We start from the raw sequence: 13039 nt of genomic DNA on the forward strand, positions 1-13039 counted from the left end.
GATTGAATTAAGATTGCAAAAATACATTTTTTATTATAATTATAGCTGATAATTATCAGTTTTAGTCTTTTTTTTCATTGGTGCAAAGCCAATTAATATCTTCAATTAAACGTTGTATGTCTTCTTTCTTGGTGCCATCATAAAAACCTCGAACGCGTCTCTTTTGGTCTACCAGTACAAAATTTTCGGTATGTACCATGTCGTACAATTCAGATGGTTTTCCTAATTTTACTGCCAAATAAGATTTTCTGGCCATAGTGTAAATTTTCTTTTTATCGCCAGTTACCAGATTCCACTTTTCATCAATGACACCGTATTTTTTGGCATAAGCCTTTAAGGCAGGTACACTATCATTTTCTGGGAATACAGTATGGGAAAGCAACATTACTTTTGGATTGTTTATTATTGCTTTTTGTACGTCGATTAAATTTGTTGTCATCTTTGGACAAATTGATCCACATGTAGTGAAGAAAAAATCAGCTACATACACTTTTCCTTCATACTCTTTTTGAGTAATTATTTTTCCGTTTTGATTCACAAAAGAGAAATCGGCAATCGTATGGTATTTGCTTACGTATTGTACTGTACTGTCAACCAATTCTGGATTCACATCTGAAGGGTTGAAAATTGGTAATGTTTTACTTGGTTTTAAAGCCGAATAAAACAAGTAAAGTGTGATAATTGAAAAAATAGTAACAATGCCAATATAGAGTCTGTATTTTTTAAAAATAGTACGCATAAATATAATTTGCAGCAAAAATACGAAAAGGACTTTCGTTTTTAGATTATTTAACAATATGAAATCGCCAAAATATAAGTTATAGCAAACACCAATGAAGATCTAGAGATACCATATTCAATTAAAAACAAAAATTATCTACATATGAAATATTTAATACTATAACATTATTGTGAAATTATTGATATGTTTGTAATAACTTCTAAACTAATATTTATAATGAAAAATGTATTAACTAAAAGGCTGCTTTTTGTCATTCCTGCATTGATTTGGATTTCCGAAAGTAAGGCCCAAACTACTGTTAAAACTCCAGAACCAGGTATAAACGTATCCTATATGGATAAAAACACAAAACCAAGTGATAATTTTTTTCATTTTGTAAATGGAACTTGGCTTGACAAAACCGAGATTCCTGCTGATCGAACTTCGTGGGGAAGTTTTAATGAATTAATAAAAAAAACGGATAAAGTTGCACTGACTATTTTGAAAGATGCAGCTAATAATCCAATATATAAATCGAATACCGATCAAGGAAAAGCCGTTAATTTTTTCAAATCCATTATCGATACCATATCTAGAGACAAACAAGGAATTTCTCCTTTGAAACCGTATTTAGCTAAAATTGACAAAGTAAAAAACATTCAAGATGTACAAAAGCTTTTAGTTGAAATGGAACCGTTTATTTCTGTTGGATTTTTTGGTTTGCAAATTGGAGCCGATGAAAAAAACAGTACTAAAAATTCCGTTAACTTAGGGGTTGCAAGACTTGGATTGTCTGATAAAGATTATTATTCATCACAAGAAAAAGATTCTAAGGAAAAAAGAGAGAAGTATGAACTTCATGTAGCAAGAATGTTGCAATTTATTGGTGAGAATGCAGATCAAGCCAAAACAAGTGCTTCTAAAATTGTAGCACTGGAAATTGCATTGTCAAATCCAAGATTGGATAGAGTAGAACGCAGAGACAGTCGTTTACAATACAATCCAATGACGATTGCCGATTTGCAAAAAATGACTCCCGCTATTCAATGGAATTCGTATTTCTCAGAATTGGGATTCAAGAAATTGGATACCATCATCGTATTACAACCACGTTACATGAAAGCTTTGCAAACTGTTTTCACTGAAAATAAAGTGGAAGATTGGAAAGAGTATATGAAATGGACACTACTTAATGCTGCTGCAAGTGAATTAACCACCGCGATTGAACAAGCAAATTTTGATTTTTATGGTAAAACATTAACAGGCGCTTTAAAACAAAGACCTAGAGAAGATAGAGCTTTGCAAAATGTTAACCGATCTATTGGTGAAGCATTGGGTAAATTATATGTTGAAAAAATGTTTCCTGCTGAAGCTAAAATTAAAGCCGAAAAGATGATTCACAATGTGATTTTGGCTTATCAGGGGCGTATCGAAAACTTAACATGGATGTCTCCTGAAACTAAAATTAAAGCTATTGAAAAGCTAAATAAAATAAATCCTAAAATCGGGTATCCTAATAAATGGAAAGATTATTCGGCACTAGTCATTAAAAGTCCAGACGAAGGGGGTAGTTATTTTGAAAACATGAGAAATTTAAGTCGTTGGACTTTTCAAGAGGATTTAGATAAACTATCTAAACCAGTGGATAAAACGGAGTGGGGAATGTCTCCTCAAACTGTAAATGCCTATTACAATCCGTCGTATAACGAGATTGTTTTTCCGGCTGCTATTTTACAACCACCTTTTTATAATTATCAAGCTGATGAAGCTGTTAATTATGGTGGTATTGGAGCTGTTATTGGTCATGAAATCTCCCATGGTTTTGATGATGCCGGGGCACGTTATAATGCCGATGGTAATTTAATTAACTGGTGGACTGATGAAGATTTAAAGCAATTCACAGCTTTAGGAACGGCTCTAGCAGATCAATATAGCGCATTGGAACCTTTACCTGGAATTCATGTTGATGGCAAATTTACGCTTGGTGAAAATATTGGGGATTTAGGAGGTATAAATGCTGCTTATGATGGTTTGCAATTATTTTTAAAATCAAACCCTAATCCTGGATTGATTGATGGTTATACCCCTGAACAGCGTTTCTTTATTTCATGGGCAACTGTTTGGAGAACTAAATCACGTGATGAAGCTATAAAAAGTCAAGTAAAAACGGATCCACACACACCTGGAATGTATCGTGGCTATGTACCCATGCAAAACATTGATGCTTTTTATAAAGCATTTGATATAAAACCAGGCGACGGTATGTATATTGCTCCAGAGAAAAGAGTCAAAATCTGGTAATATTTTTCTTTTGATTCATAAAAAAACCATTTGTTGAATTTGAACAAATGGTTTTTTTATGAATTAAAATTAGTATGAAAATAAAATTTTATAAATGTTGTTATTTTTAGATTTTGAAATAATTTAGTTGCAATCCGCAATAATTGCAAACAATAAATTAAGCTGTTTTTTTTATTAAATCAAACATTGGGCAACGATCACATCTTTTCTTTTCGCCTTTTTTATATTTATCGCAACATTTTGACTTGCAGTTTTCAGCCACTTTTATTTTTTTAAGGATTTCCTTTTTATCCTTTTTTTTGCTCTTCTCTTTTTCTTTCTTGCTCAATGTGTAAAGAATTAAAAACTTTGACAAATATAAGTTATTTTTATCTGTTCTAAATAAAATTTAACTTTTTTAAACAAAAAAAATCCTCAAATCTTTATTGCAATGATTTGAGGACTATGTTTATGGCGATTTCTCTTAATTATTTTGCAGGAGCAGCAGCATTAGTTATGGCTACCTGTAATATGTCTCGATCAAAAAGATACAATCCACCTTTGTCGTCTCCAATCAGGTTGATTTTGTCCAAAATTGATTTTGCTGTTGCTTCTTCTTCAATTTGTTCGGCAACATACCATTGCAAGAAATTATGAGTGGCATAATCTTTTTCCTGAAAGGTTATGTGAACCAATTCATTAATCGATTCGGAAACAAAGATTTCATGCTTATATAATTCTTCAAACATTCCTTTGAAGGTTTCATATGTTGTTTTTGGTGCTTTTAAGTCGGTAACTTGAGCATGACCTCCTCGTTCATTTACATACTTGATTAGTTTTAGCATGTGCATGCGTTCTTCATCAGATTGTGCATACATAAACTGAGAAATTCCTTCCAGTCCATTTACTTCAGCCCAGCAAGCCATTGATAAATAGGTTTGAGATGATTCAGCTTCTATTCGGATTTGTTTGTTCAGTGCGGATTCAATATTTTTTGATAACATATTTTTTAGTTTTTAGTAAAATTAAAAAAAAATAGTTTACTGCTACTCTTTTTAAGCCAAAAATGAAACAATTCGTTTCAATTTAGAATCTTTAATACGACACTAAAATGGGCAAAAGGAGTAATGCCAATGTCATTGAGTTAATGATTTTTTACTACGTTGTTTCTAAATTTAACTCTCGCAAAGGCGTGAAGACGTAAAGATGTAGGTTCAAAACTTTGCGTCTTTGCGCCTTCGCGAGAAAAAAATAAAGCTAAATTTAATGACATTGTATGTGCGTGAAAACAATGTCATTGAGTAAATGATTTTTTTCTAGGCTGTTTCTAAATTAAACTCTCGCAAAGACGTGAAGACGCAAAGATATAGGTTCAAAACTTTGCGCCTTTGCGCCTTTGCGAGAAAAAAATAAAGCTAAATTTAATGACATTGTATGTGCGTGAAAACAATGTCATTGAGTTAATGATTTTTTACTACGTTGTTTCTAAATTTAAATCTCGCAAAGACATGAAGACGCAAAGATATAGGTTCAAAACTTTGCGCCTTTGTGCCTTCGCAAGAAAAAAATAAAGCTAAATTTAATGACATTGTATGTGCGTGAAAACAATGTCATTGAGTTAATGATTTTTTACTACGTTGTTTCTAAATTTAACTCTCGCAAAGACGTGAAGACGCAAAGATATAGGTTCAAAACTTTGCGCCTTTGCGCCTTCGCGAGAAAAAAATAAAGCTAAATTTAATGACATTGTATGTGCGTGAAAACAATGTCATTGAGTTAATGATTTTTTACTACGTTGTTTCTAAATTTAACTCTCGCAAAGACATGAAGACGCAAAGATATAGGTTCAAAACTTTGCGCCTTTGTGCCTTCGCGAGAAAAAAATAAAGCTAAATTTAATGACATTGTATGTGCGTGAAAACAATGTCATTGAGTTAATGATTTTTTTCTAGGCTGTTTCTAAATTAAACTCTCGCAAAGACGTGAAGACTTAAAGATGTAGGTTCAAAACTTTGCGTCTTTGCGCCTTCGCGGGCAAAAAATAAAGCTTAAGGTAATGAAATTGGGAGTACTGTTTTTGACAATATTGTGAGATAGAAACTAAAATGCAACCACATAAAAAACTTTGTCTCGTTGTTATCAAACATTTCCTTAAATTTGCTACCATTATTTAGTTATAAAAAACAAACTATGTTACAAATTACATTTATTAGAGAAAATCAAGAGAAAGTAATCAACGCTTTGGCCAAAAGAAATATGGATGCCAAACAAGTGGTTGACGAAGTGGTACAATTGGATGAAAAACGTCGCGCGACTCAAGTTGAGCTGGATAACGTATTATCCGAATCTAATAAATTATCCAAAGATATTGGTGATTTGATGAAAGCTGGAGAGAAATCAAAAGCAGCAATTCTGAAAGAAAAAACAGTTTTGCTTAAAGAAAAAAGCAAAGTATTGGCAGAAAGTGCTTTGGTTTTAGCCAATGAATTAACAGAGAAATTATATACATTACCCAATCTTCCTGCTGATATTGTTCCCGTTGGAAAAACACCTGAAGATAATTTGAATGTTTTCGAAGAAGGAGAAATTCCAGTTTTGCATGAAGGGGCACAGCCTCATTGGGAATTGGTTAAGAAATACGACATCATTGATTTTGAATTAGGGGTAAAAATTACTGGTGCAGGATTTCCAGTTTATAAAGGGAAAGGAGCTCGTTTGCAACGTGCTTTGATCAATTATTTCTTGGATAAAAATACCGAAGCGGGTTATAAAGAGATGCAAGTGCCACATTTGGTAAACGAAGCATCGGCTTATGGAACGGGACAATTGCCAGACAAAGAAGGGCAAATGTATCACGATGCTACAGACGATTTGTATTTGATACCAACAGCTGAGGTTCCGGTAACTAATATTTTTAGAGATGTCATTTTATCTGAAAATGAATTACCGGTAAAATATACGGGTTACACCCCTTGTTTCCGTCGTGAAGCTGGTTCTTATGGAGCGCATGTACGAGGATTGAATCGTTTGCATCAGTTTGATAAAGTCGAAATTGTGCGTGTGGAGCATCCTGATAATTCATATGCTGCATTGGACGAAATGGTGGAACATGTAAAAAGCATTTTGCAGGAATTAAAATTACCTTACCGTATTTTACGCCTTTGTGGTGGTGATATGGGTTTCACATCGGCTTTGACGTATGATTTTGAAGTGTATTCTACAGCTCAAGAACGTTGGTTGGAAATTTCATCTGTGTCTAATTTTGAAACTTTTCAAGCCAATCGTTTGAAATTGCGTTTCAAAGACAAAGACGGAAAAAATCAATTGGCACATACCCTCAACGGAAGTTCATTGGCTTTGCCAAGAGTTCTAGCGGGTATATTAGAAAATTACCAAACTCCAGAAGGAATCATGATTCCAGAAGTATTGAGACCGTATTGCGGGTTTGATATTATTGACTAGTACAATTTAATAAATAGAAAATATTTTTAAACCATTAAGAAATTTTGAGGCATTAGGCTTAATAAACTTAATTTCTTAATGGTTTTAATTTTTTATTTCAAATGTTTCATTATCGACCGATTCAATATAATCACTTTTACAAATGATTACATTATGAATAAAATCTTCCTTCATATATCACTTTTATTCTCTCTGATCGCTTTTTCCCAAAACGAACAATTGGCGCAATATTATTATGACAAAGGGGATTTTGATAAAGCATTGGTCAGTTATCAGGAATTGTCAGACGGATTACCAACAAATCCTTTTTATTTTCAGAGAAAAATTGACTGTATGCAGCAATTGCTTCAATTTGAATCTGCAGAAAAAGCTATTCAAGAACGATTGAACAAGTACAAACAAGCAACACTTTTGGTTGAATTGGGATATAATTTTCAATTGCAAAAAAATGTATCGAAGGCAAAAAAGTATTACGATAATGCAATTGACAAAATCCGAATCAACCCGAATGAAGTCTACGGAGTTGCCAATACTTTTGAAAAGAAAGTTTTGTTGGACTATGCTTTGCAATCATATTTAGTGGCTAGTGAATTAGTGCCATCGTATGATTTTAAATATCAAACCGCTTTATTATTTGGACAATTAGGAAGAACGGATGAGATGATTGCTAATTTTCTTGATGAAGCTTTTGAAAACCAACAATCTGTAGTTATGATTCAAAATCAATTGACGCGTTACATGTCAAATGAAGGAGATTCTAAGTTCAATGAAAGTTTGCGGAAAAATTTGATTGTTCGTGTTCAAAAAAATCAAGATGTTTTCTGGAATCAGTTTTTGAGTTGGTTTTTTATGCAACAAAAAGAGTTTGGAAAAGCTTTTATACAGGAAAAATCAATTTATAAACGCAATCCTGAATCACTTTCAAGCATAATTGGTTTGGGACAAATGGCGATTGAAGAAGGCGATTATGAAGTTGCTTCCGATGTGATGAATTATGTGTTAGAAAACACGAGCGATGTAGATTTGATTGTGCAAGCTCATAGTTTTTTATTAAAAATAAAAATGGAAAATGCAAAGGAAAAAGATTTTACGGCGATTAATGCCCAATTTGATCTTTTGCTAAAACAATATGGTTTAACTCCAGTTACCTTATCTTTGCAACTAAAGCAAGCACATTTTGTCAGCTTCATAATGAAAAATCCTACGGAAGGAAAAGCTATTATTAAGCGAGCGATGGATATGCAACTGAATCCATACGATCAAGCACTATGCAAAATGGAGTTGGCAGATATTTTACTTTCCGAAGAAAAATTCAATCAGGCCTTGCTCTATTATTCGCAAATACAAGAGAATTTGCAAAACAATGTGTTATCGCATGAAGCCAGTCTGAAATCAGCTAAGACGAGTTATTTTAAAACCGATTTTGAATGGGCTTTAAAACAATTTAAAGAATTGAAATCGGCTAGTACACAGTTGATTGCTAACGATGCTTTAGAATATTTTTTGCTAATTAATGACAATACGGTGGCCGATTCGACTCAAACCGCATTGAAGCAATTTGCCAAAGGAGATTATCTTTTGTATCAAAATAGAAATCAGGAAGCGATTGCACAGTTTCAGTCGATTCTGAAAAATTTTAAAGGTCAAGAAATAGAGTCGGTGACTTTATTACGTTTAGGGCGTTTGTATGAAAAACTTGGAGATTTTAATTTGGCTTTGGCACAATATCAAAATATAATTGACCACCATAGCGACGGAATTTATATAGATGAAGCGCTATATTTTTCGGCGGATATTTACAATAAGCAATTGCAACAACCTGATAAAGCCAAGGTTTTGTTCGAGAAAATTATTTTCAATCACCAAGATAGTATTTATTTTGTAGATGCCAGAAGGAAATTCAGGGAATTGAGAGGAGATACAAATTTGTGAAAGCTCCCTAGCCTCCAAGTGGGTACTATTGCAAACGTTTACCTATTTGATAGAAAAAATTAATTTATTCATTTAACCCTACTTACCCCTAGTAGGATTCTCCCTTCGGGGTTAGGGGGCTATTATGATAATATACAACGTTACCACAAACATACAAGAAAGCGTACACGACCAATGGATGATTTGGATGCAACACAAACACATACCGGAAATGTTGGCATCCGGAAAATTTACTTCGGCTCGTTTTGTTCGTGTTTTAATTGAAGAAGAAATGGGCGGTGTCACTTATTCGGTTCAATATACTACAGATAGTAAGGAAACATTAGAAAAATATTACCAAGAAGACGCTCCTAGATTAAGAGAAGAAGGTTTAAAACTGTTTGGCGATAAAATGCTGGCTTTTAGAACCGAATTGGAAGTGATTTCCGAATATTAATGATGTAATGTTTGCTTAGCGCCTTAGCGTCTTTGCGAGAAAATAACCCTAATAACACTTAGCGCCTTAGTGACTTCGTGGCAAAATAAAAATCATGGAAAAAGTAAAAGCCAAAAAACACCTCGGACAACATTTTTTGAAAGACGAAAGTATTGCCAAAGATATTGCAGACACATTGAATTTAGTAGGGTATGAGGATGTATTAGAGATAGGCCCTGGAATGGGTGTTTTGACTAAATATATGTTGGATAAACCCATCAATACCTATGTGATCGAAATTGATGATGAGTCAGTGACTTATTTGGATGCCAACTATCCAAAACTTAAGAACAGAATCATTTCTAAAGATTTCTTGAAATACGATATTAACGAAGTTTTTGAAGGGAAACAATTTGCCATAATTGGTAATTTTCCCTATAATATTTCAACTCAAATTGTCTTTAAAACATTAGAATACCGCAATCAAATTCCTGAATTTGCAGGGATGTTTCAAAAAGAAGTAGCCGAGCGTATTTGTGAAAAGAAAGGAACAAAAGCGTATGGGATTCTTTCTGTTTTAGTACAAGCTTTTTACAATGCAGAGTACTTATTTACTGTAGATGAAAATGTGTTCAATCCGCCTCCAAAAGTAAAATCTGGTGTACTGCGTTTGCGTAGGAAAGAAGACTTTACTTTGCCTTGTGGAGAAAAATTGTTTTTTGCGGTAGTGAAAACAGCTTTTCAACAACGCAGAAAGACTTTGAGGAACAGCTTAAAAACCCTAAATTTGTCCGACAGTTTAAGGGAAGATGAAGTTTTCAATCTTCGTCCAGAACAATTAGATTACAAAGAATTTATTGCACTGACACAAAAAATAGAAGCCGATGGAATTTAAAATCAGTAAAGAGCTTATTAAACAAATAGCTGAACTCATCCAAGCGAAGAACAACCAGGAGTTGGAAATTTTGTTGAATGATATGCATCACGCTGATTTTGCAGAAATCCTTGACGAGATTGACATTGATGAAGCGACTTATATTTTCAAGGTTTTAGATAGCGAAAAAACAGCTGAAATTCTTCTGGAGTTAGAAGATGATTTAAGGGAAAATATTTTAAAACGCCTTTCGGCAAAAGAGATTGCCGAAGAGCTGGATGAATTAGAGACCAATGATGCCGCTGATATTATCGGAGAACTTTCGAAAGAAAAGAAAGCCGAAGTAATATCGGAATTGCAGGATGTTGAGCATGCCAAAGGAATTGTCGATTTGCTTCGTTATGATGAGGATACGGCAGGGGGAATCATGCACAAAGAGTTGGTTAAAGTCAATGAAAATTGGAATGTACTCACTTGCGTTAAAGAGATGCGTATCCAAGCCGAAAATATTTCTAGAGTCCATTCTATTTATGTAGTAGATGATGAAGATCGTTTGAAAGGACGACTGTCCCTTAAGGATTTATTGAGTACTTCTACACGAACTCCCATTAGTGATGTTTATATCAAAAAACTGCACTTTGTAGATGTTGAAACTCCCGATGTTGATGTGGCTAGAATCATGGAAAAATACGACTTGGAAGCGATTCCAGTTGTGGATGAATTGGGACGATTAGTGGGACGTATCACGATTGATGATGTTATTGATGTCATTAAGGATGAAATCGAAAAAAGAGATACAGAAGACATTCAGAAATTTGGGGGATTAGAGGCATTAGATTTGCCTTACGTTCAAACGCGTCTTTTCGAAATGGTCAAAAAAAGAGCCACTTGGTTAGTTGTACTTTTTCTGGGAGAAATGTTTACCGCTTCGGCGATGGGTTTTTTTGAGGGAGAAATCAATAAAGCTATTGTTTTAACCTTGTTTATTCCTCTTATTATTTCTAGTGGAGGTAATTCAGGTTCACAGGCTGCAACATTAATTATTCGTGCCATGGCTCTGAAAGAGCTAACCTTGAGAGACTGGTGGTATGTGATGAAAAAAGAAATAGCTTCTGGATTTTTATTGGGCTCTATTTTGGGAATTGTAGGTTTTATACGAATCTTGATTTGGCAAACGTTAGACTTTCATGATTATGGGGTACATTGGTTTTATGTAGCTATGACTGTATCTGTCTCTTTGGTTTTTATCGTTTTATGGGGTACCCTTTCTGGATCCATGATTCCTTTTGTATTAAAGAAATTCAAATTAGATCCAGCTACTTCATCCGCACCTTTTGTAGCTACTTTGGTAGATGTAACAGGATTGATCATCTATTTTTCAATAGCTATGTTTTTCTTAAGCGGTAAATTATTATAAAGACTTGTTAAAAAAGTTAACCAAAAAACAACCAAAATATACCAAATGAAAGTACACATTATAGGTGGAGGAAACCTTGGGGCTTCCATCGCAATCGGAATTGCAAAATTCACCACTGGTAACGAAGTAACGGTAACCAGACGTAATATTGCTCCTATTTCGCATTTAGAAGATTTAGGAATTACCATTACCACAGACAATACACATACTATTCAAGAGGCAGATGTTATCATCCTTACTATAAAACCATATCAGGTAGATACTGTCTTAGCCGAGATATTGCCTTCCATTTCAAACAAAGTAATCGCATCGGCAGTTAGTGGTCTTTCGATAGAGAATTTACAAAACAAAATTGGGGATACTCACAATGCAGTCCGTATTATGCCAAATATTGCGGCACAGTTTGGTGCTTCTGCCACTTGTATTGCTTTTAACGAGAAAAGTAAAGCTAAAGCACAAGAAACAGTAACTCTTTTTCAAGCTTTAGGAACTGCGCCCATTATTGATGAGAAATTAATGGATGCTGCAACCGTACTCGCTGCAAGTGGAACCGCTTTTGCTTTGCGTTACATTCGTGCATCCATGCAAGCAGGAATCGAAATTGGATTTGATTGGCAAACGGCTTTGGCCATTTCTGCACAAACGGTAAAAGGCGCTGCCGAAATGTTGCTTGAAGAAAAAGGACACCCAGAACAATTAATCGACCGTGTTACTACACCACAGGGATGTACGATTGCTGGATTAAACGAAATGGAATTACACGGTTTTAGCTCTTCATTAATCAAGGGTATCAAAACTTCCCTAAAACAAATCAAAGGTTAAAACAAATTTGGGCGTGCTACCATAAAAAAAAGGAGCCAACTTATCACACTGATTAGTTGGCTCCTTTTTTTTATGCTGTCGGGCTATTCGCGTTACTTCGGTAACTTGCTTCTATCCCTCACGCGGTAAATAACATATTGACAGATTATGAGCTAATTTTGTCTTTTAAGTAAATAAAGCTTTTAACTCGGTCGCGTCATGAGGATTCATTTTTCCAGCCAAAACTAAACTCAATTGTTTTCTTCTCAGAGCGGCATCGAATCGCTGTTTTTCTAATTCAGTTTCCGGTTCAATCTGCGGAACATCAACAGGTCGACCAGTATCATCTACCGCCACAAAGGTATAAATCGCTTCGTTTGCTTTGGTTCTGTTTCCAGATTGGCGGTCTTCTACCCAAACATCCAGATAAATTTCCATTGAGCTTTTAAATGCTCTTGATACTTTGGCTTCTATAATAACCACACTACCAAGTGGAATTGATTTATTAAATGCTACATGATTTACAGAGGCAGTTACACCTATTCGGCGGGAATGTCTTCCGGCAGCAATACTTGCTGCACGATCCATTCTGGCCAATAATTCCCCTCCAAATAAGTTATTCAAAGGATTGGTTTCGCTCGGTAAAACCAAATCGGTCAATATAGTTAAGGATTCTGAAGGATGTTTAGATGTCATTTTTTAAATAATAAGTTTTAAGTTTTTTTAGAATTTTATATTTCTAAAGCGATTAATTAAGCCAATATACGGCCATTACAGAGGGAATAAAATACAATACGATGGTTCTCGCACCATCATAGTCTTTGGCCAAACGTTGTCCAAATAGTAACATAATAAGAGTAATGCAAGAAAAGATAGCGCCATATAATCCGTAAATTCTTCCACTATTTAGTGCTATTTCTATAGCTCCGACGACACATAAAATGCCAGATATTAATTCTAAGATCAAGACATTTACTAGTGCTAAAGGAACCTGATTGCGTAAAAGTGTTTTTGCAAAATGTTCTTTTAGCCAATTAACATTGTCTTTCCAATGGAATAATTTATCTTGAGATGATTGTAAAAATGTGATCGCTAAAAAGACTAAGATTAAAATAGAAGCAATATTGTTCATAGGTT

At 34.3% G+C, this 13039-nt stretch carries 12 protein-coding genes; 7 read left to right on the top strand and 5 right to left on the bottom strand.

Annotated elements, in window-relative coordinates; translation table 11 throughout:
* Positions 1–61 precede the first annotated feature (61 nt).
* Positions 62–739, bottom strand: coding sequence for an SCO family protein (locus tag OZP06_RS08100; RefSeq protein ID WP_281324464.1), 678 nt, complete (start codon positions 737–739; stop codon positions 62–64).
* 219 nt (positions 740–958) lie between these two features.
* Here OZP06_RS08100 and OZP06_RS08105 point away from each other — a divergent pair, with 219 nt between their 5' ends.
* Entirely contained in the window at positions 959–3022 is a 2064-nt protein-coding gene (locus OZP06_RS08105) for a M13 family metallopeptidase (RefSeq protein WP_281324465.1), read from the top strand.
* Positions 3023–3179: 157 nt separating this feature from the next.
* Here OZP06_RS08105 and OZP06_RS08110 read toward each other — a convergent pair whose 3' ends face one another.
* Positions 3180–3350: a hypothetical protein gene (locus OZP06_RS08110; RefSeq protein ID WP_281238328.1), complete on the bottom strand. Its 171-nt coding sequence runs from the start codon at positions 3348–3350 to the stop codon at positions 3180–3182.
* 139 nt (positions 3351–3489) lie between these two features.
* On the bottom strand, positions 3490–4005 hold the full coding sequence (locus OZP06_RS08115; protein WP_269224429.1) for a ferritin: 516 nt from the start codon (positions 4003–4005) through the stop codon (positions 3490–3492).
* Positions 4006–5191: 1186 nt separating this feature from the next.
* On the opposite strand from OZP06_RS08115, the gene serS reads away from it, so the two are divergent.
* From serS to proC, 6 genes are all read left to right on the top strand, one after another.
* Positions 5192–6463 carry a serine--tRNA ligase gene (gene serS / locus OZP06_RS08120; protein ID WP_269224430.1) on the top strand — a complete coding sequence of 424 codons (1272 nt, stop codon included), beginning with the start codon at positions 5192–5194 and terminating at the stop codon, positions 6461–6463.
* Between the two features lie 153 nt (positions 6464–6616).
* Positions 6617–8395, top strand: coding sequence for a tetratricopeptide repeat protein (locus OZP06_RS08125; RefSeq protein WP_269224431.1), 1779 nt, complete (start codon positions 6617–6619; stop codon positions 8393–8395).
* Between the two features lie 124 nt (positions 8396–8519).
* The gene (locus tag OZP06_RS08130; RefSeq protein ID WP_269224432.1) at positions 8520–8831 is read left to right on the top strand and encodes a DUF4286 family protein; all 312 of its coding nucleotides are present in this window, start codon (positions 8520–8522) and stop codon (positions 8829–8831) included.
* 94 nt (positions 8832–8925) lie between these two features.
* Positions 8926–9705, top strand: a complete 780-nt coding sequence (rsmA, locus tag OZP06_RS08135) for a 16S rRNA (adenine(1518)-N(6)/adenine(1519)-N(6))-dimethyltransferase RsmA (protein ID WP_269224433.1) — start codon at positions 8926–8928, stop codon at positions 9703–9705.
* Positions 9695–11101, top strand: a complete 1407-nt coding sequence (gene mgtE / locus OZP06_RS08140) for a magnesium transporter (protein WP_269224434.1) — start codon at positions 9695–9697, stop codon at positions 11099–11101. The genes rsmA and mgtE overlap by 11 nt, the downstream gene beginning before the upstream one ends.
* Before the next feature lie 45 nt (positions 11102–11146).
* Positions 11147–11923: a pyrroline-5-carboxylate reductase gene (gene proC, locus OZP06_RS08145; protein ID WP_269224435.1), complete on the top strand. Its 777-nt coding sequence runs from the start codon at positions 11147–11149 to the stop codon at positions 11921–11923.
* A gap of 165 nt (positions 11924–12088) precedes the next feature.
* On the opposite strand, the gene OZP06_RS08150 is transcribed toward proC, so the two are convergent.
* Positions 12089–12598, bottom strand: coding sequence for an acyl-CoA thioesterase (locus OZP06_RS08150; RefSeq protein ID WP_269224436.1), 510 nt, complete (start codon positions 12596–12598; stop codon positions 12089–12091).
* 52 nt (positions 12599–12650) lie between these two features.
* Positions 12651–13034: a DoxX family protein gene (locus tag OZP06_RS08155; protein ID WP_269224437.1), complete on the bottom strand. Its 384-nt coding sequence runs from the start codon at positions 13032–13034 to the stop codon at positions 12651–12653.
* Between the last annotated feature and the right edge of the window lie 5 nt (positions 13035–13039).

The sequence above is a fragment of the Flavobacterium sp. IMCC34518 genome (assembly GCF_027111095.2).
GTDB classification, from domain to species: domain Bacteria; phylum Bacteroidota; class Bacteroidia; order Flavobacteriales; family Flavobacteriaceae; genus Flavobacterium; species Flavobacterium praedii.